20 protein-coding genes are annotated in these 25,215 nt (G+C 68.4%); 4 read left to right on the top strand and 16 right to left on the bottom strand.

Annotated features, from left to right (window positions below; translation table 11 throughout):
• Window positions 1-7 precede the first annotated feature (7 nt).
• From ftsW to ABQ271_RS05550, 9 genes are all read right to left on the bottom strand, one after another.
• Window positions 8-1,222: a putative lipid II flippase FtsW gene (ftsW, locus tag ABQ271_RS05590; RefSeq protein ID WP_349310506.1), complete on the bottom strand. Its 1,215-nt coding sequence runs from the start codon at window positions 1,220-1,222 to the stop codon at window positions 8-10.
• Window positions 1,179-2,720, bottom strand: coding sequence for a UDP-N-acetylmuramoyl-L-alanine--D-glutamate ligase (murD, locus tag ABQ271_RS05585; protein ID WP_349310505.1), 1,542 nt, complete (start codon window positions 2,718-2,720; stop codon window positions 1,179-1,181). The genes ftsW and murD overlap by 44 nt, the downstream gene beginning before the upstream one ends.
• Window positions 2,717-3,826 (bottom strand): phospho-N-acetylmuramoyl-pentapeptide-transferase, encoded by a 1,110-nt coding sequence (gene mraY / locus ABQ271_RS05580; RefSeq protein ID WP_349310504.1) that lies wholly within the window; start codon window positions 3,824-3,826, stop codon window positions 2,717-2,719. Before mraY ends, murD begins: the two co-directional genes overlap by 4 nt.
• On the bottom strand, window positions 3,823-5,235 hold the full coding sequence (gene murF / locus ABQ271_RS05575) for a UDP-N-acetylmuramoyl-tripeptide--D-alanyl-D-alanine ligase (protein ID WP_349310503.1): 1,413 nt from the start codon (window positions 5,233-5,235) through the stop codon (window positions 3,823-3,825). Before murF ends, mraY begins: the two co-directional genes overlap by 4 nt.
• Before the next feature lie 27 nt (window positions 5,236-5,262).
• Entirely contained in the window at window positions 5,263-7,074 is a 1,812-nt protein-coding gene (locus ABQ271_RS05570; RefSeq protein ID WP_349310502.1) for a penicillin-binding protein 2, read from the bottom strand.
• 4 nt (window positions 7,075-7,078) lie between these two features.
• On the bottom strand, window positions 7,079-7,681 hold the full coding sequence (locus ABQ271_RS05565) for a hypothetical protein (RefSeq protein WP_349310501.1): 603 nt from the start codon (window positions 7,679-7,681) through the stop codon (window positions 7,079-7,081).
• A complete protein-coding gene (rsmH, locus tag ABQ271_RS05560) occupies window positions 7,678-8,637 on the bottom strand; it encodes a 16S rRNA (cytosine(1402)-N(4))-methyltransferase RsmH (protein ID WP_349310500.1) in 960 nt (319 codons plus the stop codon). Before rsmH ends, ABQ271_RS05565 begins: the two co-directional genes overlap by 4 nt.
• 102 nt (window positions 8,638-8,739) lie before the next feature.
• A complete protein-coding gene (gene mraZ / locus ABQ271_RS05555; RefSeq protein WP_349310499.1) occupies window positions 8,740-9,171 on the bottom strand; it encodes a division/cell wall cluster transcriptional repressor MraZ in 432 nt (143 codons plus the stop codon).
• Between the two features lie 206 nt (window positions 9,172-9,377).
• Window positions 9,378-9,755, bottom strand: coding sequence for a DUF3040 domain-containing protein (locus ABQ271_RS05550; RefSeq protein WP_349310498.1), 378 nt, complete (start codon window positions 9,753-9,755; stop codon window positions 9,378-9,380).
• Window positions 9,756-9,815: 60 nt separating this feature from the next.
• Between ABQ271_RS05550 and ABQ271_RS05545 the strand changes: the two genes are divergently transcribed.
• Window positions 9,816-10,913: a polyprenyl synthetase family protein gene (locus tag ABQ271_RS05545; protein WP_349310497.1), complete on the top strand. Its 1,098-nt coding sequence runs from the start codon at window positions 9,816-9,818 to the stop codon at window positions 10,911-10,913.
• A gap of 36 nt (window positions 10,914-10,949) precedes the next feature.
• Here ABQ271_RS05545 and ABQ271_RS05540 read toward each other — a convergent pair whose 3' ends face one another.
• Window positions 10,950-11,276, bottom strand: a complete 327-nt coding sequence (locus ABQ271_RS05540; protein WP_349310857.1) for an Rv2175c family DNA-binding protein — start codon at window positions 11,274-11,276, stop codon at window positions 10,950-10,952.
• A gap of 195 nt (window positions 11,277-11,471) precedes the next feature.
• Here ABQ271_RS05540 and ABQ271_RS05535 point away from each other — a divergent pair, with 195 nt between their 5' ends.
• Window positions 11,472-12,644 (top strand): LysM peptidoglycan-binding domain-containing protein, encoded by a 1,173-nt coding sequence (locus ABQ271_RS05535; RefSeq protein WP_349310496.1) that lies wholly within the window; start codon window positions 11,472-11,474, stop codon window positions 12,642-12,644.
• A gap of 71 nt (window positions 12,645-12,715) precedes the next feature.
• Window positions 12,716-14,677 carry a Stk1 family PASTA domain-containing Ser/Thr kinase gene (gene pknB / locus ABQ271_RS05530; RefSeq protein ID WP_349310495.1) on the top strand — a complete coding sequence of 654 codons (1,962 nt, stop codon included), beginning with the start codon at window positions 12,716-12,718 and terminating at the stop codon, window positions 14,675-14,677.
• Between the two features lie 72 nt (window positions 14,678-14,749).
• On the opposite strand, the gene ABQ271_RS05525 is transcribed toward pknB, so the two are convergent.
• From ABQ271_RS05525 to ABQ271_RS05515, 3 genes are read right to left on the bottom strand one after another with little or no spacing between them, the layout of a single operon-like run.
• The gene (locus tag ABQ271_RS05525) at window positions 14,750-16,078 is read right to left on the bottom strand and encodes a class II 3-deoxy-7-phosphoheptulonate synthase (RefSeq protein WP_349310494.1); all 1,329 of its coding nucleotides are present in this window, start codon (window positions 16,076-16,078) and stop codon (window positions 14,750-14,752) included.
• A 52-nt stretch (window positions 16,079-16,130) separates the two neighbouring features.
• Entirely contained in the window at window positions 16,131-16,820 is a 690-nt protein-coding gene (locus tag ABQ271_RS05520) for a lysophospholipid acyltransferase family protein (RefSeq protein ID WP_349310493.1), read from the bottom strand.
• 1 nt (window position 16,821) lies between these two features.
• A complete protein-coding gene (locus ABQ271_RS05515) occupies window positions 16,822-17,757 on the bottom strand; it encodes an ROK family glucokinase (protein WP_349310856.1) in 936 nt (311 codons plus the stop codon).
• Between the two features lie 146 nt (window positions 17,758-17,903).
• Here ABQ271_RS05515 and ABQ271_RS05510 point away from each other — a divergent pair, with 146 nt between their 5' ends.
• Complete coding sequence (locus tag ABQ271_RS05510; RefSeq protein WP_349310492.1) at window positions 17,904-19,739, top strand: long-chain fatty acid--CoA ligase; 1,836 nt, start codon at window positions 17,904-17,906, stop codon at window positions 19,737-19,739.
• Window positions 19,740-19,788: 49 nt separating this feature from the next.
• Here ABQ271_RS05510 and ABQ271_RS05505 read toward each other — a convergent pair whose 3' ends face one another.
• Genes ABQ271_RS05505 through ABQ271_RS05495 form a run of 3 tightly spaced genes read right to left on the bottom strand, consistent with a single transcriptional unit; the run spans window position 19,789 to window position 25,171 of the window.
• Window positions 19,789-20,277, bottom strand: coding sequence for a peptide deformylase (locus ABQ271_RS05505; protein ID WP_349310491.1), 489 nt, complete (start codon window positions 20,275-20,277; stop codon window positions 19,789-19,791).
• Window positions 20,277-21,710, bottom strand: a complete 1,434-nt coding sequence (locus tag ABQ271_RS05500) for a MinD/ParA family protein (RefSeq protein WP_349310855.1) — start codon at window positions 21,708-21,710, stop codon at window positions 20,277-20,279. The genes ABQ271_RS05505 and ABQ271_RS05500 overlap by 1 nt, the downstream gene beginning before the upstream one ends.
• Before the next feature lie 53 nt (window positions 21,711-21,763).
• Window positions 21,764-25,171 carry a pyruvate carboxylase gene (locus ABQ271_RS05495; RefSeq protein WP_349310490.1) on the bottom strand — a complete coding sequence of 1,136 codons (3,408 nt, stop codon included), beginning with the start codon at window positions 25,169-25,171 and terminating at the stop codon, window positions 21,764-21,766.
• Window positions 25,172-25,215 lie beyond the last annotated feature (44 nt).

Raw genomic sequence — 25,215 nt, 5'->3', positions numbered from 1 at the left:
ATCGAGCCTACCGGCGGGCCGGCGGAGCCACCGGCGCGGAGGACGGCAGCGTGCGGGCGAACGCCAGCAGCACCCCGCAGGCCATCAGCACCGAGACGAGCGAGGTTCCGCCCTGCGACATGAACGGCAAGGGCACACCGAGAACGGGGAAGACGCGCAGCACGACGCCGATGTTGATGAGCGCTTGGCCGACGACCCACACCGTGATGCCGCCCGCGGCGATGCGGATGAACGGGTCATTGGTCTTCCGGACGACGTGGAAGGCGCCGACGGCGAAGAGTGTGAAGAGGGCGAGCACGACGATGCACCCGATGAGGCCGAGCTCTTCTCCGATGATCGCGAAGATGTAGTCGTGGGATGCCGCCGGCAGCCATGCGTACTTCTCGCGGGAGTTCCCCAGGCCCAGACCGAGGACGCCGCCGCTCGCAAGGCCCCAGATGCCGTGGAGCGGCTGGTAGCAACCCTTGTAATACTCGTCCAGGCAGTTGGGGTTGAGGAAGCTGGTGATGCGTGCCATGCGGTTCGCGCTCGTGAGCGCGAGGAGTCCCACGATCACGATGGCGGCGACGACGGGGATGATGAACACCCGCAGTTTGACCCCGGAGAAGAAGAGAGCACCCAGCAGGATCAGCACGAGGATCATCGCCGTGCCGAGGTCCTTGCCCGCCAGCACCGAGCCGATCACCATCGCCGAGACCGGCACGACGGGGATGAAGACGTGCCGCCACAGTCCGAGGAGCGTGTGCTTGCGGTACAGGACGTACCCGAGCCAGAGCGCGAAGGCGAGTTTCAGGAACTCCGACGGCTGCGCCTGGACGCCGGCGATGGAGATCCAGTTGCGGTTGCCATCGAAGTCGTAACCGAGGCCGGTGAACACGAGCAGCTGGAAAGCCTGCGCGACACCGAGGGCGATCCAGGCGATGCGCTTCCAGAAGAGAACCGGCAAACGGCTGAACACGAACATCAGCGGCACGCCGAGAACCGCGAACATCGCCTGACGGAGCACCGTCTGGAACGGCCCGCCCTCGGCGGACGTCGCCATGGTGGCCGACAGGACCATCACGAGGCCGAAGATCGTGAGGATCAGCGCCGTGGAGGCGATGAGCAGGAACTCGCTCGGGACCGGGGCGAAGACCTTGCCGAGGGCGACGCGCGCCGTGAAGGCGGAGGAACCTCGGTCAGCCGGATCCGACGGGGCCGGACGGTCGGTCGTGGTTGTCACCGGCGTCCTTTCCGATCCGTGCGTTCACCGCGGCGGCGAAGCGCCGACCGCGATCCGAGTACGAGGCGAACTGGTCGAAGGATGCCGCTGCCGGAGCGAGGAGGACCACGTCTCCGTCTTGCGCGACGCCCGCCGCGAGCGCGACGACCTCGGTCATGACGTCCTCAGTCTGAGCGTGGTCGACCTCGAACACCGGAACCGCCGGGGCGTGTCGCCCGAAAGCCTCGACGATCTCGGCGCGGTCGACACCGATCACGATCGCCGCCTTCACCGCCGGACCCCTGGATGCGACCACATCGTCGATGTCGACGCCCTTCAGCAGCCCGCCGATCACCCACACGGCGCCCGGGTACGCCTGCAGGGAGGATGCCGCCGCGTGCGGGTTCGTCGCCTTGGAGTCGTCGATCCACGTCACGCCATCCGCGACGGCGACGACCTCGATGCGGTGCGGGTCGAGTCGGAAGCCGCGCAGGGCGTCTCGGATCGCTGCGGGCGGGACGTCGAACGAGCGTGCCAGCGCTGCTGCAGCGAGGATGTTCGCGACGACGTGGGGTGCGGCGAGGCCCGCCTCGACGAGCTCGTCCACCGTCGTGAGCTCGAGGGCGTTGGTCCGCCGCTCCTCGAGGAAGGCGCGGTCGACGAGGATCCCGTCCACGACGCCGAGGTCGCTCGGACCCGGGACGCCGAGATCGAAACCGATGGCGCGGCATCCGTCGACGACCTCTGCGTCCTCGACCATCTCGCGAGTCGCGACGTCGCTCTTGTTGTAGACGCAGGCCACCCGGGTGCGCTGGTAGACGACGGCCTTCGCGTCGCGGTAGGCGTCGAACGAGCCGTGCCACTCCAGGTGGTCCGCGGCGAGGTTGAGGCAGACGCTCGCGTGCGGCGACAGTCGATCGTCCCCGGACTGGAGCCCCAGGTACCAGAGCTGATGACTCGACACCTCGACCACCAGGACGTCGAAGCCCGCGGGGTCCCGGACCGCGTCGAGCACGGGTACCCCGATGTTGCCGCACGGAGCGGCGCGGAGTCCGCCCGCGACGAGCATGGTCGCGGTCAGCTGCGTCGTCGTGGTCTTGCCGTTCGTGCCCGTGATGAGCACCCAGTCGGCGGGCGTCCCGTCGGGACGGAGGACCTTGTCGCGGACGCGCCACGCGAGTTCGATGTCACCCCATACGGCCACGCCCGCGGAGAGAGCCCACGAAACGACGGGATGGTGGGGCGCGAACCCGGGCGATGCGATGACGACGTCGGGGCGATGCGCGACGAGCTCATCGGGAACGGCGTCCAGCGCCCCCTGCCACATCTGCACGCCGATGACGGGCAGGAGCCTCGCGTACTCCTCGTCCGCGTGCTCCGTGACCACGAGGACCTCGGCGCCCAGCTCAGCCAGGGTGTCGGCGACGGAGAAGCCCGTCATCGACAGCCCGAGGACGACGACCCGCAGCCCCGACCAGTCGGAGTTCCAGCTGGTCAGTCGATCGAGGTCGGTGCTCATACCGCGGCCAGCCAGCCGACGTAGAACAAGGCGACGCCGAAGATCGCGAGCATGCCGGCGATCACCCACATCCGGACCACGATCGTGATCTCGGGCCAGCCGCGCATCTCGAGGTGATGGTGGAACGGGCTCATCAGGAAGAGGCGTCTGCCCCCCGTCGCCTTGAAGTAGTAGCGCTGCAGGATGACCGAGGCGGGGGCGATGATGAAGACGCCCGCGAGGATGATGGAGAGGATCTCGGTGCGGCTCAGGACGGCCATCGCGACGATCACGCCGCCGATCGCCATCGAGCCCACATCGCCCATGAACATCTTCGCCTTCGGGGCGTTCCACCAGAGGAATCCGACCAGGGCGCCGACGAACGATGCGGCGACGATCGTGAGACCCATCGGATCGCGCGTGTCGTAGCAGGCCGCCGTGTACTCCGTCACGAGTGCGGCCGAGTGGCAGCGCTGTTGCAGTTGCCAGAACGTCACGAGGCTGTATGCCGAGACCGTGAAGATGCCGGCGCCGGTCGCGAGACCGTCGAGTCCGTCGGTGAGGTTGGTGGCGTTCGACCACGCGACCGACATGAACGAGATCCAGGTGAGGTAGAGGATCCACCCGGCGATGGCGCCGAGCGCCATGAAGGAGAGGGTCGGGATGTCGCGGAAGAACGAGATGTAGGCGGAACCCGGGGTCTCGCCGTATTGATTCGGGAAGTTCAGGGCCATGACGCCGAACGGGACCGCGACGGCGATCTGGCCGGCGATCTTCCGCCACCCCGACAGCCCGAGGCTCCGCTGCGAGCGGACCTTCATGTAGTCGTCGATGAAGCCGATGATCCCGAGGCCCACCATCATCCAGAGGACGAGCAGGCCGGAGATCGTGGGCTCGGTGCCACCGGTGTAGCTTCCGACGAGGAACCCGACGATCGTTCCCAGGATGAAGACGATCCCGCCCATCGTGGGCGTTCCCCGCTTCGTGTGGTGACTCGGGTTGTGGGCGTCCTCCGGGGTACGGATGACCTGCCCCCATCCGATCTTCCGGAACAACCGGATGAACAGGGGCGTCAGGAACAGAGTGAAAGCCAGCGAGATCGTCGCAGCGGCCAGCAGAGATCTCACGAGAAGAATTCTCCCAGACGATCGCCGAGGAACCTGAGCCCGGCGGAATTGGAGGACTTCACCAGCACGCGATCACCGTCGCGGAGCTCGGCCGTCAGGTAGTCGTAGGCCTCGTCAGCGGTCTCGAAGAAGACGGCTTCGCCGTCCCAGGAGCCCTCGCTGATGGCAGCCAGGAAAAGGCGTCGCGCGGCGGTGCCGATCACGACGATGCGCTCGTAACGGAGGCGAACGGCCTGGAGCCCGATGCGATCGTGCTCCTCCCCCGCCTGTTCACCGAGCTCGGACATCGCGCCCAGAACGGCGACCTTGCGCTGTCCGGGTGCGGTGATCTGCGCGACGGTCCGGAGCGCGGCAGCCATCGAATCGGGGCTGGCGTTGTAGGCGTCGTTGATGATGCGGACCCGCTCGGTGCCGAGCGGCTGCATCCGCCAGCGTTCGGCGATCTCGACCGTCCCCATCCGAGCGATCGCATCGTCAGGGTCGACCCCCAGCAGTTGCGCGATCGTGATCGCGGCGAGGGCGTTCATGATGTGATGCTCGCCGAGCACCCGCAGGTGAAGCGGGAGGCTGCGACCGTCGACGTGGATCGTCGCGGTGGTGCCGGATGCGGTGACCTCGACGTCCTCAGCCCGGACATCCGCAGCGGGACCGCGACCGAACCAGCGGACGGAGGCGCCGCGCTCCGCAGCGGCGACCGCCATCGCCGCCACACGGGCGTCGTCGGAGTTCAGCACCGCGGTGCCGCCGGGACGGAGCGCCTGGACGAGTTCGGTTTTCGCCTTCTGGGTGGCTTCGACGCCGCCGAAGCCCCCCGCGTGCGCCAGACCGACCATCAGGACCGCGCCGATGTCGGGGGTGATGAGACCGGCGAGCTCCGCGATACGCCCCGGGCGCGAGGCGCCCAGCTCGCTCACGAGGAAGCGGGTGTCATCCGCGACGCGGAGCATGGTGACCGGCGCGCCCACCTCGTTGTTGAACGACGCGCGAGGGGCGACCGTGGGCCCTTCGTCCTGAAGGATGCGGGCGAGGAGGTTCTTCGTGGTCGTCTTGCCGTTGGAGCCGGTGATGCCGACGACCCGCAGGTTGCCATGAGCTCGCACACGGGCGACGACGTCGCGCGCGAGAGCGCCGAGAGCGACGACGGCATCGCCGACGACGATCTGCGTGACAGGGACCTCGACCGGGCGTTCGACGATCGCGAGCACCGCTCCCGCCTCGACGGCGGTGCCGACGAACAGGTGACCGTCCGTCACGTCGCCGGGCTTGGCGACGAAGACGGAACCTGGTCCCATCTCACGCGAATCGGTGTCGACAACCCCGGAGACGACGGTCTCAGGGGTGTCCGTGCCGTGGACGTGGAGCGTACCGCCGATGGCGTGCGTCACCTCGGCAAGCGTCATGCGGATCATGCGGGGGATCTCCTCGTGCGCTCGGGTTCAGCCTGTGACGGGCAGGAGGGGGGTCTCCGAGCCCGACGGCATGACGCGGTAGTGCGTGAGCACCTGCGCCATCGCCTTCTTGAACACCGAGCGGTTGGCCGACGACATGCGCTGCTTCTTAGGCTCGTCGAAGACCGTCAGGACAACATACTTCGGATCCTCGGCGGGAGCGAAGCCGACGAGTGACGTGAAGTACAGGTTCTTCTTGTACCCGCCCTTGCCGTCCGAGATCTGCGCCGTGCCCGTCTTGCCGCCCATGCGGTAGCCGGGGAGGGCGACGTCGTCGGCCAGCGTCCCCTGCGCGAACACGTTCTCGAGCATGAGCGAGACCTCCTTCGCCGTCTCCTCCTTGATGACGCGTTCAGGGGCGGCGAGCTTCGGCGTGACGACCTGGCCGTCCGCCTTCGTGCACGATTCGACGAGGGATGCCGGCATCCGCACTCCCCCGTTCGCGAAGGTCTGGTACGCGCTCGCGACCTGGACCGCGGTGACCGTGAACGCCTGCCCGAAGGTGGTGGCGTACTTCGTCTGGTTGTCCCACGTGTCTGCGGGGCTCAGCGTCGTCTTCGGCTCGCCCGACCAGTCGAGACCGGAAGGCTGACCGGCGCCGAACTTCTTCAGGTAGTCGTACCGGGTCTGCGGGTCCACCATCGCGCCGAACTGCGACATCGCGACGTTGGAGGAGGTCACGAGGCCGCCGTTGAGTGTGAGGTTCTCGGTGGAGTGCTTCTCGGAGTCGTTCACGACGGCCCCGTTGTCGAACACCATGCGGTCGGGGACCGTGACGGTCGTTCCGGGCGTGACTCCCGCATGCTCGATGGCGGTCGCGGCGGTGACGGGCTTGAACGTGGAACCCGGCTCGAAGGAGAACCGCAGGAGCCGCGAGCCGCGGTCCTGTGGCTCGCTGGCGCCGGGGTCGTTGGGGTCGACGGTGTTGGTCTCCGCGATCGCGCGGATCTTGCCCGTCGCGACCTCCATGACGAGCACCCCGCCCCAGTCGGCCTGGTATCGGTCGGTCTCCTCGGCGATCAGCTGCTGCATGTACCACTGGAGGTCGGAGTCGATCGTCAGCTTGAGCGTTCCGCCGTTGACGGCGGGCTTCTCAACCGCGGTCCCGGGAATGGTCACGCCGTTCGCACCACGCTGATAGCGGATGCTGCCGTTGGTGGGCTCCAGGCACGAGTCCTGCAGCATCTCAACGCCCTCCAACGGCTTGCCGTCAGAACCGACGAAGCCGAGGATGTTGCCGGCGACCGCGCCGTCGGGGTACGACCTCGAAGCAACGGGCTCGAAGCTGACGAACGGGATCTGCAAGTCGGCGAGCTTCCGGAACTCCGCCGTCGACACGAGCCGCTTGATCACCTGGTAGCGGCTCTTCGGATCCTTCGCGACCGCATCGTCGGCGGTCGCACGCACGTCGTCGGCGTCCTGCCCGGTCACCTCTGCGATCTCAGCGGCGATCTCCGGCCAGGTTACCTTGACCGCGTCGCCGGCGTCGTCCTTGACGATCGCGCCGTTCTCGTCGCGCAGCGACATCCCCTGCTCCGCGAGCATCGGGTCGACCACGACGTTGTACCGAAGCATGCTCGTGGCGAGCGGAGAGCCGTTCGCATCGACGATGGATCCTCTTGCCCCTTGGAGCGTGGAGGTGGTCTGCATGCCCTTACTGAAGGCGTCCTCGACGTGCTGACTCGCGTTGACGATCTGGATGTCGACGAGCCGGACGACGAACGCCACCAAGACCGCCAGGACGACGGCGAGAGCGACGACGGTGCGACGGCGCGGGCTTCGGGTTGCTCGTGTCGTCATGATCTCAGTGTGTGGCGGGGGTCGGCAGTCCGTCGGTGATCGATGGGGGTGTCGGCGTATTGGCCAGCAGGTCCTTGTCGATCGAGACGCCCGTGTCGAGGCTCGCTTCGGGGTCGGTGACGAGCGGCACGCCCGCGACGAGAGCGTTCGACACCGCCGCCCGCGAGAGCGCCTCGATCGAAGAGGCATCCGACGCGCCCTTCTGCGGACCGAGGGTCGTGCCATCGCTGAGGCGGAGGTAGTTCGGCTCACCGCCGGCGACGAGGCCGAGAGCCGCCGCGTTGGCCGCGAGGAACTGAGGCGAGCTGAGACCGGCGACCTCCTCCTGGAGGATCTGCTTGCGGTAGTTCGCGTCCTGCTGCTGCGACGTGAGGCTCTTGACCTCGAAGGCGCCCTGCGTCGTGACGATGGACAACCCCATCTGCACCCCGGCGATGGCGAGCGCGCCGGCGACCGCGACGACGCCGAACACGCGGCGGGGGCGACGCCGAGGCGCGACGCCGGCGCCGATGCGACCGACGGGGCGGAGAATGGGTGCTTCCGAGCCGAGGAGGAGCTCGTCGGGGGCGGTCTCGATGACTGTGGTGGCCTGGGCCGAAGCGCTCATGACGCCTCCCTCACTCGCTCGGCCGCACGCAGCCGCACCGGAGTGGCGCGCGGGTTGCGGATCTTTTCTTCGTCGGATGCCAGTTCCGCGCCCTTGGTGAGCAGGCGGAACCGGGGGGCGTGCTCGGGCGGTTCGATCGGGAGTCCCGCGGGTGCCGTCGAGCGGGTGGCCTCAGCGAAGACGCGCTTGACGAGGCGGTCCTCGAGCGACTGGTACGACATGACCACGATCCGACCGGTGACGGGCAGGATGCCGAGCGCGGCGGGAAGCGCGCGCTCGAGCACCGACAGCTCGCCGTTCACCTCGATGCGCAGCGCCTGGAAGACGCGCTTGGCGGGGTGTCCGCTGCGCTCTCGCTGGACGGCCATGGGCGTCGCGGCGATCAGGATCTCGACGAGATGCGCCGAGCGCTCGATCGGAGTCTGCTGACGTGCGGCGATGATCGCTCGGGCATATCGTCCGGCGAGCTTCTCGTCGCCGTAGCGCTCGAAGATCCGTCGCAGGTCTCCCTCGCCGTAGGTCGCGACGACGTCAGCGGCGGTCGTGCCCGAGGTCTGATCCATCCGCATGTCGAGCGGCGCGTCCTTCGAGTATGCGAAGCCCCGGTCGGCGTCGTCGAGCTGCAGCGACGAGACGCCGAGATCGAACAGGATGCCGTCGGCCTGGCGGACGCCTGCGCTGCGGACGGCCTCGGCGATGCCGTCGTACACCGTGTGCACGAGGGTCACCCGGTCGCCGAAGCGGGCGAGCCGCTCCCCCGCGATCCGGAGGGCGTCGGTGTCGCGGTCGAGGCCGATGAGGCGCACCTGCGGGAAGCGGTCGAGGAGCGCTTCGGAGTGACCGCCCATGCCGAGTGTGGCGTCCACGACGACCGCGCCGTCCCGCTGGAGCGCAGGGGCGAGCAGCTCGACACAGCGGTCGAGCAGAACGGGGGTGTGGATGTCGTCGTGTGTCATGGTGCGTTCGGGTCCGTGGGCCCTCGACCCCGATCCCCATCCGCTCCGACCTGGCGCCGGGGAAGTGCGTCAGGGCGTGCGGCTGGGAGTCGCAGTCGAGGATCAGAAGAGTCCGGGAATCACCTCCTGTTCCATGTCCGAGTAGGTGTCCTCGTTGCTGTCGGCGTAGGTGTTCCACGCGTCGGCGTTCCAGATCTCGGCGTGCGCGCCGACACCCGTCACGATCAGCTCCCGCTCCAGCCCGGCGTAGGTACGCAGGTGCGGCGGGATGGTGATGCGGTTCTGCGAGTCCGGCTTCTCGGCGCTCGCGCCCGAGAGGAACATGCGCTGGAAGTCACGAGCCTGCTTGTTGGTCAGGGGCGCTTCCCGGATGCGCTCGTACACGCGCTCGAACTCGACCGAGCTGAAGACGTAGAGGCACCGTTCCTGACCGCGGGTGATGACGATGCCGGGGCCGAGGTCGTCGCGGAACTTCGCCGGCAGGATGACCCGACCTTTGTCGTCCAGCTTCGGGGTGTGGGTGCCCAACAACATCGCTCGGTCACCCCCCTACATCCGGCCCGCTCCAGGTTGACGCCACTTTACTCCACTTTCCTCCACTTTGCGACAGATCTCGGGGACGGCGACGCTGCGCCGCGCCACTCCGCACACCTGGCCTGTACCCCCGACGCCCGGAGGGCACAAAAAAAGCACCGACCCGGAGGTCGGTGCTTCAGAAGTGGAGGGCTGTGGAGGCCGGATCAGCGATCGTCGTTACGGCGATCCCATCGATCGTTCATCCGGTCCATGAAGGAGGCGGAGGCCGGGGCCTGGGCGGGACGGGGCTTGCGGGTTCCGGTGGCGGCGCGGGATGCCGCCGCGCCCTTCGCGGGCGTGAAGGCGAGAACGACGCCTCCCACCATGAGAACGAAAGAGATCACACCGATCACGATGAGCGACGTCGCTACTCCGACGACGAGCCCGGCGATACCCAAGAGCACGATGACGGAGCCGTAGACGATGTTGCGGTAGCTGAGGGGAGCGGATCCCCGGTCCGCGCTGACGACATCGGCGTCGTTGCGCATGAGATGGCGTTCCATCTCGTCCAGCAGACGCTGCTCCTGCTCTGACAGTGGCATGCATCCCCCTCGGTTCGGTCCATCAAGTCTACGCGTCCGCGCGATCACTAGGCTAGGCCCGTGTCCTCCTTCCCCGATCCGATCGTGGCCGTTTCCCAGCGAGTCGAGAGGTTCCTGAAGGCCCAGCGGGACGCCGCATCCGAATTCGGCGAGGAGGCGCAGGCTTTCGTCGAGTCGGGCGCGTCCGCGGCCACCGGAGGCAAGGGGTTCCGAGCGAAGTTCTGCCTGGCCGGGTGGCGCGCTGTCGCGACGGCCGCAACGAGCGGAGCACCGAGCGTTCCGGACGCCGTGACCGCGGCATCCGCTGCCCTCGAGATCTTCCATGCCGCCGCCCTCGTCCATGACGATGTCATCGACCGCTCCGACACCCGCCGAGGTCGCCCGGCGTCGCATCGGGCCTGGGAGTCCGAGCACCGATCGAAGGGATGGGCGGGCGACGGCGAGGAATTCGGCCGGTCCGCCGCCATCCTGCTGGGCGATCTGCTCGTGGCGTGGAGTGACGACCTCCTCGAAGAGGGTCTGGCGGAGATCGACCCGATGGGCGCGCACCGCGCTCGCACCGAGTTCGCGCGCATGCGCCGCGAAGTGACCATCGGTCAGTTCCTCGACGTCGCCGAGGAGTCCGCCTACGTGGCCGCTCCCGTCGATACGCACCCCGACCGTGCGCTCCGCGTGGCGTCGCTGAAGTCGGCGCGGTACAGCGTCCAGCATCCGCTGCAGCTCGGCGCGGTCCTGGCCGGTGCGGACGACGAGCAATATCGCGTGCTCGCTGACTTCGGGCATCCCGTGGGCCTTGCGTTCCAGCTGCGCGACGACGTCCTCGGGGTGTTCGGAGACAGCGTCGTGACGGGAAAGCCCGTGGGTGACGACCTGCGCGAGGGGAAGCGCACTCTGCTCATCGCCTACGCCCGCGCCGCTCTCGCGCCGGGAGCGCTTCGCGTGTTCGACGAACTCGTGGGCGACCGCAATCTCACACCCCAGCAGGTGTCCCACCTGCAGCAGACCATCGTCGAGACCGGCGCTCTGGCCCGCGTCGAAGCTCGGATCACCGAGTGGGCGACCGAGGCTGATCGAGCTCTCCGGGGTGCGCGGCTCGGTAACGCCGCGGTCAGCGAACTCCGCGACCTGGCACGCGCAGCGACTGTCCGCGCAGCCTGACGCGCGGCATCCGTCCGCTCAGGCCAGGGCCTGCGCTCAGGCCAGGGTCTGCGCGACGCGCCGGACCTCGCTCTTGCGCCCCTGGCGGAGCGCCTCGATCGGAGCGAACCCGATCGATTCCTCCGGGGCGAGCAGCCAGTCGATCGCTTCGTCGTCGGAGAAGCCGGCATCGTGCAACACGATGATCGTGCCGCGCAGCGATGAGAGGGGCTCACCCTCGACGAGGAAGACCGACGGGACGCGCGGAGCTCCGAAACGGCGGGAGGCGACGAGCTGGTGCTCGTCGAGCATGCGGCGCACCCGCCCGAGCGGCTCCCCCGTCAGCTCCACCAGTTCGGGAAGACTCAGCCAATCAGTGGACACGGGTGCATCAGAACTCACTCCTCCACTATCGCATCACGTTTGCCCACGCGCTTGTACCACCAGTCACATCTGCCTCATGGATTGACACCAGTCACACGCGCGTGTCACGGTTTCGGAGGGGGATCCACCGATCTGAGGCTGAAAGAAGGAATACCTGTGCGCCGGAACGACGTCCTCCCCGCCTCCGTCCGACACATGAGCGGACCCGCAATGATCGGGTCCATCGCCCTGTCACTCTCGCTCGTTCCCCTCGACGCCGGGACGGCTGACGGGCACGAACGCCCGGCTCCCGAGCCGCTCTCCGCCCGGACGTCCGCAGCGCCTTCGGCCGCAGAAGACGACCTCGACGTCGTCGGAACTCCCGCATCCCGGAACGCGGTCGCCGCGCACGTCGTCAAGCGCGGCGACACCGTCAGCGCGATCGCGGCCGCCAACGGCGTCCGCACGGCCGATGTCCTCACGTGGAACGGGCTGAACTGGCGGTCGGTCATCCACCCCGGCGACGTCCTGCGACTGGGCCCGAAGGCCGTCCGGACCGCGGCGGAACCCGCGCCGAAGGCCCGACCCGCGGCATCCACGTACACCGTCCGCGCGGGCGACACGCTCTGGTCGATCGCTGCGCGCCACGACATGAGCGTGTCCGCCCTGTCCCGCGCCAATGATCTGGGCGCGTCCACGATGATCCACCCGGGGCAGAAGTTGACCGTCGGAGTGTTGGCCGCCCCTCGCGCCGTCGTCCGCGCCGCCCCGGCGAAGGCGGCCGCCGGACCCGTTCACGAGGTCTCCTCGGGCGAGACGCTGTGGGCAATCGCGACGCGAAGCGGCGTGAGCCTCGCGCGTCTGCTCGCGGCGAACGGTCTCGACGAGACGTCCATCATCTACCCGGGACAGAAACTTCGGATCCCGACCGCAGCGCCGACGCCGGCGCCGGCTGTGGCCAGCTCGGGCGCCGCGCAGGTCGTGCTCGATGCCGAGCAGATCGCCAACGTCCGGACGATCATCGACGTGGGGCGCGAGCGCGGGGTCTCGCGTGACGGGATCGCCATCGCCCTCGCCACGGCGATGGTCGAGTCGTGGATCCGGAACCTCGACGGCGGCGACCGCGACTCGCTCGGGCTGTTCCAGCAGCGCCCGAGCGCGGGGTGGGGTTCAGAAGCAGAGATCCGCGACCCGCGTCGCTCGGCGGCCGCGTTCTTCGGCGGCCCCACCGACCCCAACGGCGATCGCACCCGCGGCCTCCTCGACATCGACGGCTGGGAGGACATGGACTTCGGGGATGCTGCGCAGGCTGTGCAGATCTCGGCGTACCCCGAGCGCTACGCGCCGTGGGAGGAGCAGGCGCGGCGCTGGCTCGCGACGTATGGGTGAATCCGCATCGGCGTCCGAGCCAGGGTGCGCCGTTACCCGGGCTCGCAGGGTCGGCTCCGTAGACTTCTGACGTGAACGCCAACCCGCATACCGACCCGTTGATCGGCCGCCTGGTCGACAGCCGGTACCGGGTTCGCGGGCGCATCGCGCGCGGCGGCATGGCGACCGTCTACGTCGCCACAGATCTTCGGCTCGAGCGCCGCGTGGCCCTCAAGGTCATGCACGGCCATCTCTCGGACGACACCGTCTTCCAGAACCGCTTCATCCAGGAAGCCCGGTCCGCCGCGCGCCTCGCCGATCCCCATGTCGTCAACGTGTTCGACCAGGGCCAAGACGGCGAAATGGCCTATCTCGTCATGGAGTACCTCCCGGGCATCACGCTCCGTGAGCTGCTGCGCGAGCAGAAGCGCCTCACTCTCCCTCAGACGATCACGATCATGGACGCGATCCTGTCGGGCCTCTCGGCCGCCCATCGCGCAGGCATCGTGCACCGGGACGTGAAGCCCGAGAACGTCCTGCTTGCGGAAGACGGCCGCATCAAGATCGGCGATTTCGGTCTGGCGCGCGCCACGAGCGCGAACACCGCGACGGGGCAGATGCTCCTCGGGACGATCGCGTACCTCGCCCCGGAGCTCGTCACCCGGGGTACCGCCGATGCCCGGAGCGACATCTACGCGCTCGGCATCATGCTCTACGAGATGCTCACCGGTGACCAGCCCTACAAGGGCGAGCAGCCGATGCAGATCGCCTATCAGCACGCCACCCACTCCGTTCCCCGCCCGAGCGTCAAGAACCCCGGCGTCCCGGAACAACTCGACGAACTCGTCCTCTGGGCGACCGAGCGCTCCCCCGAGGACCGTCCGACGGATGCGCGCGAGATGCTCGAACGCCTCCGCGACATCGAGAAGCAACTCGGGGTGTTTCCGCAGGTCGTGCGTTCCACTCCCGCCGGTGCCACGGTCGTCGTCGATGACTCGCTGGACTCCGACGAAGTCACCCGGGTCATGCCCGGGACCTTCACCGCGCCGAGCGTCACCACCGAGGTCGACAACGCGACCCGGCTCCGTCGACGCTCGCATCGCAACACGCTGAAGGGGGGCTGGCTGCTGGCTGTCGTCCTCGTGCTCGCGGCCGCCGCCGGCGGCGTGGGCTGGTGGTTCGGTTCCGGACCGGGTTCACTCGTCTCGGTCCCGTCACTGGAGGGGATGAGTTTCGACACTGCTTCCAGAGCGCTCGCTGAGAATGCACTCGTCGCGAAGCGGAGTGATGTGCACAGCCTCGAGGTCCCCACCGGAGAGGTCGTGGGCACCGACCCGGATGCCGGGACCCTCCTCGACCGCGACGCGACGGTGACCGTCGAGATCTCGTCCGGTCCCGCGACCGTGGATCTGCCGGCGCTCCAGGACCGGACGCGGACCGACGTCGAAACCCTCCTGCAGGAGAACAACATCACCGTCGCGGCGACCAAGAAGTACTTCACGAGCTTCGCCGCCGACCGCATCGTCCGCGTCTACGTGACGCAGGCAGGCTCGCAAGACCCGGTCGAGTGCACCGCGGGCTGCTCCGTGCTCCAGGGCTCGACGGCCGAGCTCCGTGTATCGGTGGGTGCCCTGCCCGACGTCGTCGGCAAGAGCGGCGACGAGGCGACGGACATCCTCCAGAGCGCCGGCATGAAGGTGAAGGAAGAACGCGAGTTCAGCAGCACGGTCGCAGATGACCTCGTGATCCGCGTCCCCGAACGCCCGGGCGGTGGCGGCTCCTGGCAGCAGGGCGAGGAGATCACGATCGTCGTGTCCGACGGCCCGAAGCCGGTCGAGGTGCCGAACGTCGTCGGCGAAACCGTCCGGACAGCGGTCGATCGTCTCCAAGCGGCGGGTTTCAAGGTCAACCCGAACATCGAGGATGCGGAGATCCCTCTCGGTGGGCGCTACTGGGACGTCTACCGCGTCCGATCCATGACCCCCGACGGTGGCACGATGCAGCGCCCCGGGATCACGATCAGCCTGACCCCCCAGTTCCAGCCCTTCGGCTGAAACGGATCGAGACGGCATCCGGGAACGGCGAAGGCCCGGCGATCGTGGTCACCGGGCCTTCGGGTCGTGCGGTCAGCGGTTGCCGAGCTCCTCGGCGACCAGGAACGCCAGCTCCAGCGACTGCATGTGGTTCAGACGCGGGTCGCACAGCGACTCGTAGCGCGTGGCCAGGGTCGCCTCGTCGATCATCTCGGAGCCACCGAGGCACTCGGTGACGTCGTCACCGGTGAGTTCGACGTGGATGCCGCCGGGGAAGGTCCCCACCGATCGATGAGCCTCGAAGAAGCCGCGCACCTCGTCGACGACGTCGTCGAAGCGACGCGTCTTGTACCCGGTCGGCGTCGTGATGCCGTTGCCGTGCATCGGGTCGGTCACCCACAGCGGTGTCGCGCCGGAGTCCTTGACCGCCTGCAACAGCGGGGGAAGCGCGTCACGGATCTTGCCCGCGCCCATCCGAGTGATGAAGGTGAGCCGACCGGGCTCACGCTCGGGGTCGAGCTTGTCGATGAGCGCGAGCGCCGTCTCGGGCGTCGTCGACGGCCCGAGCTTCACGCCGATGGGGTTCCGGATCTTCGAGAAGTAGTCGACGTGCGCACCGTCGAGCTCACGTGTGCGCTCACCCACCCAGAGGAAGTGCGCGGAGGTGTTGTACGGCGTGCCCGTCCGCGAGTCGATGCGCGTCATCGGGTGCTCGTAGTCCATGAGCAGACCCTCGTGGCCGGTGTAGAACTCGACCCCGCGAAGCTCGTCGAAGTTCGCCCCGGCCGCCTCCATGAACTTGATGGCACGGTCGATGTCGCCCGCCAGACGCTCGTAGCGCTGGTTGGCGGGGTTCTTCGCGAAGCCCTGGTTCCAGCTGTGCACCTCGCGGAGGTCGGCGAATCCACCCTGCGTGAAGGCGCGGATGAGGTTCAGCGTGGATGCCGCCGTGTGGTACCCCTTCAGCAGGCGCTGCGGGTCAGCGGTGCGGGAGGCCTCGGTGAAGTCGTATCCGTTGACGATGTCTCCCCGGTACGCCGGCAGCGTGATGTCGCCCCGCGTCTCGGTGTCGCTCGAGCGCGGTTTGGCGAACTGTCCCGCCATGCGCCCCATCTTCACGATGGGCATCGACGCGCCATACGTCAGGACGACCGCCATCTGCAGAACCGTCTTGATGCGGTCGCGGATCTGCTGCGCGGTGGCTCCGGCGAACGTTTCGGCGCAGTCGCCGCCCTGAAGCAGGAACGCCTGCCCGGACGCCGCCTTCGCGAGGCGGTCGCGGAGGTTGTCGACCTCGCCGGCGAAGACGAGGGGCGGGAGGGTCGCGATCTCGGCGGAGACGGCAGCGACCGCATCCGCGTCGGTCCACAACGGCTGCTGCTTGATCGGGAGCGAACGCCAGTGGTCGAGAGGAGTGGGCATCCGCTCATTCTAGTGGCGGCGGGTGGCCCCATCGGTCGTGTGACGAGCGAGCTCAGGACGCTGCGGCCGGACGACGGTCCTTGACAGTCGACGCGTAGACGTCCTCGTATTCCTGCTCCCCCATACGCTGCAGCGCGACCATGATCTCGTCCGTCACGGAGCGGAGGACGAAGCGGTCGGACTCCATGCCGTAGAACCTGCTGAAGTCGAGCGGTTCACCGATGACCATGCCCACGCGCCCGACCCGAGGGACGGAACGGCCGATGGGCATGATGTCGTCGGTGCCGATCATCACGACGGGAATGACCGGAACACGAGCGGTGAGTGCCATGCGGGCGAGTCCGGTGCGGCCTCGGTAGAGCTTCCCGTCGGGGCTTCGGGTGCCCTCGGGATAGATCCCGAGGATGTCACCCCGCCCGAGCACCTGGAGGCCGGTGTTCAGCGAGGCTTCCGAGGCCTTGCCGCCGGTCCGGTCGATCGGGATCTGGCCGGTCCCCTTCATGAAGACGCGCGTGGCCCATCCCCGCAGCCCGGAACCCGTGAAGTAGTCGCTCTTCGCGAGGAACGACATGCGCCGATCGATCATGAGCGGCAGGAACACGGAGTCGCTGACCGACAGGTGATTGCTCGCGATGATGGCTGCACCGGATGCCGGGATGTTGCTGCGTCCCACGATCCACGGACGGAAGATCGCTTTCACGATCGGTCCGATGATGAGGTACTTGAGGACCCAGTAGACCATGTCAGACTCGGCCGCCGGCGAGGTCGGCGACGCCGATGAGCCCGGCGTCGTTACCCAGCGTCGCGATGGCGAAAGAGGCGATCGGCCGCTCGCCGTAGCCGGGAAGCGCCGTCGCGTAGGCCTCCCGGACGGGATGCAGGAGTCGCTCACCGAGATCGGCCACGCCGCCGCCGATGACGAACAGGGCAGGGTCGAGAACCGCCTGGAACCCTCCGCAGGCCTCCCCCAGCGCGGTCGCGACGCGGTGCACCGCCTCGAGGGCTCCTGCATCGCCGGCGGCCACGAGCGCTGCCATCGCGGCCCCCGGGACGATGCCGTCGGCGGTGCGCGCGGCAGCAAGACCGGCACCGAGCGATCCGGATGCCGCGATGTCCGCGGCTTCCCGCTGCAGCGCCCGGCCGGATGCGTACTGTTCGAGACATCCGCTCTGCCCGCACCCGCAGGGGCGGCCCCCGCGTTCGAAGCGGAGATGGCCGAGTTCGCCGCCGATGCCGTTTCCGCCGACCAGCAGGTCGCCATCGATGATCGCGGCGCCGCCGACGCCGGTGCCGAGGGTGATCATCACCATGTCGCGGACGTCGCGACCGGCGCCGAAGCGGAACTCGCCCCACCCGGCGGCGTTCGCATCGTTCTCGAGGGTCACCGGGCGACCGATGCGCCGCTCCAGTTCGTCGCGGAGCGGCTCGTCCGTCCAGTCGATGTTGGGCGCGTGCAGGATGACGGAACGGCTGGCGTCGATGAAGCCGGCCGCCGCGACACCGACAGCATGGACCACGCGGTCGGTGACGAGGTCGTCGACCATGGCGGCGACGGCATCCGCCAGTGCCTGGGGATCGGCGGGAGTGGGAACACGCCGACGATCGAGGATCGCGCCATCAGGATCGACGATGCCCCCGGCGATCTTGGTCCCACCGATGTCGATGCCGACGTTGAGCACGCCACTCCCCTCCGCACGCGCGCTGTCGCACGGCATCCGTGAGTCTAACGGGGCGCTGCCGCGCGGCGTCGCCCCGGGATCGAGGATCACGATGCCCTAGACTCAGTCGCACCTGACGCCACCCGGTACCGAAGGAGTTGCCGCCCATGAGCGCCGTCCTATTCGACGTCCCCGCTGTCGTACCCGCGGATCCGACCGCCAACACCTCGGACATCCTGGTGGAGCGGGTGAAAGCGACTCCGTCGCTCGCTCTGTTCGCCGTCCCCGACCGTGAGGGGTGGCGCGACATCACCGCCGCGGAGTTCCACCGCGAGGTCCTCGCCTTGGCGAAGGGATTCGCGGCCAGCGGCATCCAGCCCGGGGACAAGGTCGCGTTCCTCGCCCGTACGACGTACGAGTGGTCGCTTGTCGATTTCGCCCTCTTCTTCGCAGGCGCCGTCATGGTCCCGGTCTACGAGACGAGTTCCGCGTCGCAGATCAATTGGATCCTCACCGACTCGGGCGCCGTCGCCATGGTCGTCGAGAGCTCGGTGCACGCCGACCGCGTCGCTGAGATCCGCTCAGAGGTGCCGCTCCTCCGGGAGGTCTGGACCATGCAGACGGGCGACCTCGACACGCTGCGCTCCCGCGGCTCGGACGTCAGCGACGACGAGATCGAGCGTCGACGCTCACTCGCCAACACCGACGACATCGCCACCCTCATCTATACGTCGGGCTCCACCGGTCGCCCCAAGGGGTGCGTCCTCACCCACAAGAACTTCGTCGAGCTGTCGCGGAACTCCGCCGAAGCACTCCGCGAGGTCGTTCAGCAGCCCGGCGCGTCGACCCTCCTCTTCCTCCCGCTCGCACACGTGTTCGCCCGGTTCATCTCGATCCTGAACATCCACGGCGGCGTGAAGACAGGGCACGAGCCCGACACGACGAAGCTCCTCGCCGGCCTCGGCTCGTTCAAGCCGACGTATCTACTCGCCGTGCCGCGTGTGTTCGAGAAGGTCTACAACTCGGCGGAGCAGAAGGCGGAGGCGGGTGGCAAGGGAAAGATCTTCCGAGCCGCCGCGGCCGTCGCGGTCGAGCACTCGCGTCGCCTGCAGGACGGCGAGAAGATCCCGCTCGGCATGAAGATCAAGTTCGCGCTCTTCGACCGCCTCGTCTACAGCAAGCTGCGGACCGCGATGGGTGGCCGCGTCGCCCACGCGGTGTCGGGGTCCGCCCCTCTCGGTTCGCGCCTCGGCCACTTCTTCCACAGCCTCGGTGTGCAGATCCTCGAGGGCTACGGCCTCACCGAGACGACGGCTCCCGCGACGGTTAACCTCGCCACCAAGTCGAAGATCGGAACCGTCGGTCCCGCGCTCCCCGGAGTCGGGGTCCGCCTCGCCGAGGACGGCGAGATCGAGGTGCGCGGCGTCAACGTCTTCAAGGAGTATTGGCGAAACCCCGAAGCGACGGCTGCCGCTTTCGACGACGGCTGGTTCCGGACGGGCGACATCGGTTCCTTCGATTCGGACGGTTATCTGACCATCACCGGCAGGAAGAAGGAGATCATCGTCACCGCCGGCGGCAAGAACGTCGCTCCGGCTGTGCTCGAGGATCCGATCCGCGCCAACCCGATCGTCGGTCAGGTCGTCGTCGTCGGAGACCAGAAGCCGTTCATCGGCGCACTGGTCACCCTCGACCACGAGATGCTGCCGACATGGATGTCGAACAACGGCCTGGCTGCCGACATGCCGATGTCGCAGGTGATCGCGCACCCGAAGGTCCTCGCCGAAGTCCAGTCCGCGGTCGACCAAGCGAACAAAACCGTCTCCCGTGCGGAGTCGATTCGGAAGTTCGTGATCCTCGACACCGAGTGGACCGAGGCATCCGGCCATCTGACGCCGAAGATGAGCATCAAGCGAAACGTCATCCTGTCGGACTTCGCGGCCGACATCGACGAGCTCTACCAGGCGAACGTGTCGACGACCAACATCTCGCTCGGCAACTGACCGCAGATGACAGAAGGCCCCGGGCAACCGGGGCCTTCTGTCATGCGGGTCAGAACCAGTCGGACTCTCGCACTTCGCGCATCGCCTGACGGCGCACGTCCTTCGGCAGGCGATCGAGGTAGAGCATGCCCTCGAGGTGGTCGTACTCGTGCTGCAGCGCCTGGGCGAGCAGCCCCTCACCCTCGATCACGATCTCCTCGCCGTTCAGGTCGATGCCGGTGACACGCGCCCACGGGTGACGCATCGCGTCGTGCCACAGGCCAGGAACGGAGAGGCATCCCTCCCCCGTCGGCACGGGGTCGCCGGACACCTCGATGGTGGGGTTCAGGACGTACCCGATCACACCGTCGACGTTGTAGCTGAAAGCCCGCAGGCCGACCCCGATCTGAGGGGCGGCGACGCCCGCGCGTCCGGGTTCTGCCACCGAGTCCACGAGGTCTGCGACGAGTCCGTGGACGCCCTCGTCGATGTCCTCGATGGGGTTGCTCACGCTCCGGAGCACCGGGTCGCCGAAGAGGCGGATGGGACGAACCGCCATCAGCGGACCGTCCCCGTGGCGCGGAGGCCCTCGACGACGACGGCCGCGAGCTCCCGGGCCGCGCCGCGCGTCGCCGCGGAGAGGCGACGGAAGGTGATCGGTCCGCCGGTGGCGATATGGGCGTCGTAGGGAATCGTCACGACGGCGCGCACGCGGGTGCGGAAGTGCGCCTCGAGTTCGCTGGGTCGGACGAGGCTCGCACCGGGACGGGAGGTGTTGAGGACAACGACCGCGCCGCGGGCGAGGTCGGCGTACCCGTTGGATTCGAGCCACGACAGCGTCTCGGACGCGAGCTTCGCTTCGTCGATGCTCCGGCCCGCCACGATGAGAAGCTGGTCGGCCAGTTCGAGCGTCGCATCCATCACGGAGTGGACGATCCCGGTGCCGCTGTCCGTCAGGACGATCGAGTAGTAATGGGCCGCGATGGCGGCGACGTCGTGGTAGTCGCGGTCACTGAACGCCTCGGAGAGGTGCGGGTCTGCGTCGGAGGCCAGGATGTCGAGGCGCGTCTCGTCCCGGGCGACGATGGCGGAGAGATCGTTGAAGCCGGAGACGTCGGCGCGGGCGCGGACGAGGTCGCGGACGGTCTTGCCGCTCGAGCGTTCGATCCGCTCGGCCAGGGTCCCCCGATCGGGATTCGCGTCGATGGCGATCACGCGGTCTTCCCGCGCGTCGGCGAGGGCCATCCCGAGGAGCGTCGTGACGCTCGTCTTTCCGACGCCGCCCTTGCGGGACAGGACCGGCACGAACTTCGCGCCACCCGTCAGCGGCGCAGAGATGCGACCGTCGAGGTCCTTCCGGGCACGGACGCGGGCGTTGTCCGCGAGCACGACCCGACCACCGGTGGCGCCGTAGACGAGTCGCTGCCACATGCCCTCGGGCTCCGCCCCCGCAACGCGCGTGCGGTCGATGAGCCGGTCGGCCGTGAGGAGGTCGGGGCTCTCGCGATCGGCGCTCAACTGGTCGAGTCGGCGGGACTGGAGCGGTTCCTCCTCGACGCGCGCGCCGCGCACTCGCTCGAGCGCATGCTTGTCGCTGGACACCGGGTGGTGCATGGCGCGCCTCGTGACGCCCGTCTGCGCGGACACAGTGGTCTCTCCGTGCGGAGCGACGACGTCCGCATCGACGACCTCATTGGACTCGTCGCGCTCGTTCTCCGCGATCGCAGAATCTTCCGTGGCGACGTCGTCCGCGGCGACCTCGTGCACCTCGGCATCCTGATCGCCGTAGCGCAGGTCGTGCTCGCTCACCGGAAGGGCGGATCCGTCATCCTCGACGTAATCGTCGTCACCGTCGGACAGCGTGGGCAGGGCGAGATCGATCTGCGCCGTGGCACCGTCGACGATGCCGATCCCGGTCGTCTCGAGGTTGTCGGTGCGCTCGAGCACACCGTTGTCGACGTCGTCCGACGTCTCGTTGTCGCGCTCACGCATCACGGGGGTCACTCCTGGTGGATCTCGGGGCTCGAAAAGCCCGACGCACCAGGTTAGTCCGCGGGACGGACCACGAGCAAAAGGTCGCCCGCCTCGACCTGCGCGGTCGACGCGATGACGACGCGCTCCACCACGCCGTCGACGGGGGCGGCGATGGCTGCCTCCATCTTCATCGCTTCAATGGATGCCACGGGTTCGCCCGCGCGGACTTTCGTCCCCACGTCCGCCTTGACGGTGACGACACCCGAGAACGGAGCCGCCACCTGACCCGGTTTCGACGTGTCGGCCTTCTCGGCCTGACGAGCTTCGACGGCGACGGAACGATCCCGCACTGTGACGGGGCGGAGCTGACCGTTGAGGGTGGCCATCACCGTCCGCATCCCCTTGTCATCGACCTCGCCGATCGCTTCGAGACCGACGTACAGCTGTACGCCCCGCTCGATCTCGACGACGTGCTCCTGACCGGGCTTCATGCCGTAGAGGTAGGCAATCGTGTCGAGCACGCTGAGGTCGCCGTACGTCTCGCGAACCTCGTGGAACGCCTTCGTCGGTGCGGGGAAGAGAAGGCGGTTCAGGGTGTCGCGACGCGTCGCCGATTCGGCGTCGAGCGCCGCGGCATCATCCGGGGATATCTCCGTGACGCCTACCTTCACCGAGCGGCCCGCGAGGACCTTCGACCGGAACGGCTCCGGCCACCCGCCGGGGAGATCACCGAGCTCACCCGCCATGAATCCGACGACCGAGTCCGGCACGTCGTACTTCTCGGGGTGCGCTTCGAAGTCCGCAGGATCGGCCTTCACCGCCGCGAGGTGCAGAGCGAGGTCGCCCACGACCTTGGACGACGGCGTCACCTTGGGGATGCGTCCGAGCATCCTGTCGGCGGCCGCGTACATGTCCTCGATGAGCTCGAAGTCCTCTGACAGTCCGAGCGCGATCGCCTGCTGGCGAAGGTTGGACAGCTGTCCGCCGGGGATCTCGTGGTGGTACACCCGGCCGGTCGGGCCGGGGAGCCCCGACTCGAACGGCGCGTACAGGTTCCGGACGGCTTCCCAGTAGGGCTCCAGGTCCGAGACCGCCTGCAGATCGAGTTCCGTGTCGCGATCGGTGTCGGCCAGCGCCGCCACGAGCGCCGACAGCGAGGGCTGGCTCGTCGTACCCGACATCGGCGCGGCGGCCGCGTCGACGGCATCCACTCCCGCCGCACTGGCCGCCAGGAGCGTCGCCAGTTGACCGCCCGCGGTGTCGTGCGTGTGCAGGTGGACGGGCAGGTCGAAGCGCTCTCGGAGCGCCGTGACGAGTTGCGTCGCGGCGGCCGGGCGCAGCAGACCGGCCATGTCCTTGATGGCGAGGATGTGGGCACCGGCCCCGACCATCTGCTCCGCGAGGCGCAGATAGTAGTCCAGCGTGTAGAGGTCCTCAGCGGGGTCGAGGAGGTTTCCCGTGTAGCAGAGGGCCGCCTCGGCGACGGCGGTGTCGGTCGCGAGGACCGCCTCGATCGCCGGCCGCATCTGACTCACGTCGTTCAACGCGTCGAAGATGCGGAAGATGTCGACCCCGGATGCCGCGGCCTCAGCCACGAACGCATCCGTGACCTTCGTGGGGTAGGGCGTGTAGCCCACGGTGTTCCGCCCGCGGAGGAGCATCTGGATCGCGACGTTCGGGAGCGCCGCGCGAAGTGCGTCCAGACGCTCCCAGGGGTCTTCGCCGAGGAAGCGGAGCGCGACGTCGTACGTCGCCCCGCCCCAGGCCTCGACGGACAGCAGCTGAGGCGTGAGGCGCGCCACGTGCGGTGCGACGCGTACGAGATCCTTCGTGCGCACCCGCGTGGCCAACAGTGACTGGTGCGCGTCTCGGAAGGTCGTCTCGGTGACGGCGAGCCCGCGCTGAGCCCGCAGGGCCGCGGCGAACTCTTTCGGGCCCAACTCGAGGAGGCGCTGACGTGAACCCGGAGCGGGCTCGGCGTCGAGTGCGACCGGCGGAAGCTTGGCCGCAGGATCGGTGTGGACCGGACTGTCGCCGTTCGGCCGGTTCACGGTCACGTCGGCGAGCCAGGAGACGACCTTCGAGCCGCGATCCTTCGACTCCCGGCCGAGCACGAGCTCCGGCCGCTCGTCGATGAACGCGGTGCTGAGGTCGCCGGCGACGAAAGCAGGGTCGTCGAGGACGCGCTGCAGGAAAGGGATGTTCGTCGAGACGCCGCGGATGCGGAACTCCGCCAGCGCGCGCCGCGAGCGAACGACCGCTGCCTCGAAGTCCCGGCCTCGAGCCGTCAGCTTCGACAGCATCGAGTCGAAGTGCGGGCTGATCTGGGAGCCGGCGGCCGTCGTCCCGCCATCGAGACGGATGCCGGCGCCGCCCGGCGATCGGTAGGTGGTGATCTTGCCCGTGTCAGGGCGGAAGCCGTGGGCCGGATCCTCGGTCGTGATGCGGCACTGCAGGGCCGCGCCGCGCAGCTGGATCTGCTCCTGTCGAAGACCGAGATCGTCGAGGGTCTCCCCCGAGGCGATGCGCATCTGCGATTGCACGAGGTCGACGTCGGTCACCTCTTCGGTCACCGTGTGCTCCACCTGGATGCGCGGGTTCATCTCGATGAAGACGACCTCGCCCGCGCGGGGACCGGCGGTCTCGAGCAGGAACTCCACAGTCCCTGCGTTCTCGTACCCGATCGACTCGGCGAAGGCGACGGCGTACGCGTGCAGGCTCTGACGGATCTCGTCGGACAGGTTCGGCGCGGGGGCGATCTCGACGACCTTCTGATGCCGGCGCTGCACGGAGCAGTCACGCTCGAAGAGGTGGACGGTGTTCCCCGCCTTGTCGGCGAGGATCTGGACTTCGACGTGCCGCGGCCGCTGGACGGCCTGCTCGAGGAAGACCCGGGCGTCACCGAACGCGCTGCCCGCCTCCCGCATGGCCTCCGACAGGGCAGGGGGAAGCGCGTCAGGGTGCTCGACCCGCCGCATCCCACGTCCGCCACCACCGGCGACGGCCTTCACGAAGATCGGGAAGCCGATGTCGTCCGCCTGCGCGACGAGCGCATCGATGTCGTCGGACGCCTCCGTCGAGCGGAGCACCGGAACGCCCGCGGCGACCGCGTGCCGCTTCGCCGTCACCTTGTTGCCCGCCATCTCGAGGACCGTGGCGGAAGGACCGATGAACGCGATGCCGTTCTCTGCGGCCTGTGCGGACAGCTCCGGGTTCTCGGAGAGGAACCCGTAGCCGGGGTAGATGGCGTCGGCACCGCTCTCGAGCGCGACACGGATGATCTCGTCGACGTCGAGGTACGCGCGGACGGGGTGGCCGACCTCGCCGATCTGGTAGGCCTCATCCGCCTTCAGTCGGTGCAAGGAGTACCGGTCCTCGTACGGGAACACCGCAACGGTGCGGGCACCGAGCTCGTACGCGGCACGGAAGGCACGGATGGCGATCTCTCCGCGATTGGCGACCAGAATCTTGCGAAACATGCTCTTCACCTCTACAGGGTGCGGGGCCGCTGCGTCGGGGCCGC

Origin of the sequence: Microbacterium sp. MM2322, from assembly GCF_964186585.1 — a bacterium.
Taxonomy (GTDB): domain Bacteria; phylum Actinomycetota; class Actinomycetes; order Actinomycetales; family Microbacteriaceae; genus Microbacterium.
This window is presented reverse-complemented; position numbering and strand designations above follow the sequence as displayed.

What these genes read in the sequence shown, in the direction of transcription:
- ABQ271_RS05520 (WP_349310493.1), bottom strand. Translation starts at nt 16,820, where the DNA reads ATGGTCTACTGGGTCCTCAAGTACCTCATCATCGGACCGATCGTGAAA.
- ABQ271_RS05535 (WP_349310496.1), top strand. Translation starts at nt 11,472, where the DNA reads ATGAGCGGACCCGCAATGATCGGGTCCATCGCCCTGTCACTCTCGCTC.
- ABQ271_RS05525 (WP_349310494.1), bottom strand. Translation starts at nt 16,078, where the DNA reads ATGCCCACTCCTCTCGACCACTGGCGTTCGCTCCCGATCAAGCAGCAG.
- mraZ (WP_349310499.1), bottom strand. Translation starts at nt 9,171, where the DNA reads ATGTTGTTGGGCACCCACACCCCGAAGCTGGACGACAAAGGTCGGGTC.
- ABQ271_RS05495 (WP_349310490.1), bottom strand. Translation starts at nt 25,171, where the DNA reads ATGTTTCGCAAGATTCTGGTCGCCAATCGCGGAGAGATCGCCATCCGT.
- ABQ271_RS05565 (WP_349310501.1), bottom strand. Translation starts at nt 7,681, where the DNA reads ATGAGCGCTTCGGCCCAGGCCACCACAGTCATCGAGACCGCCCCCGAC.
- rsmH (WP_349310500.1), bottom strand. Translation starts at nt 8,637, where the DNA reads ATGACACACGACGACATCCACACCCCCGTTCTGCTCGACCGCTGTGTC.
- ABQ271_RS05570 (WP_349310502.1), bottom strand. Translation starts at nt 7,074, where the DNA reads ATGACGACACGAGCAACCCGAAGCCCGCGCCGTCGCACCGTCGTCGCT.
- ABQ271_RS05500 (WP_349310855.1), bottom strand. Translation starts at nt 21,710, where the DNA reads ATGCGTGAGCGCGACAACGAGACGTCGGACGACGTCGACAACGGTGTG.
- ABQ271_RS05505 (WP_349310491.1), bottom strand. Translation starts at nt 20,277, where the DNA reads ATGGCGGTTCGTCCCATCCGCCTCTTCGGCGACCCGGTGCTCCGGAGC.
- murD (WP_349310505.1), bottom strand. Translation starts at nt 2,720, where the DNA reads ATGAGCACCGACCTCGATCGACTGACCAGCTGGAACTCCGACTGGTCG.
- ABQ271_RS05510 (WP_349310492.1), top strand. Translation starts at nt 17,904, where the DNA reads ATGAGCGCCGTCCTATTCGACGTCCCCGCTGTCGTACCCGCGGATCCG.
- murF (WP_349310503.1), bottom strand. Translation starts at nt 5,235, where the DNA reads ATGATCCGCATGACGCTTGCCGAGGTGACGCACGCCATCGGCGGTACG.
- ABQ271_RS05550 (WP_349310498.1), bottom strand. Translation starts at nt 9,755, where the DNA reads ATGCCACTGTCAGAGCAGGAGCAGCGTCTGCTGGACGAGATGGAACGC.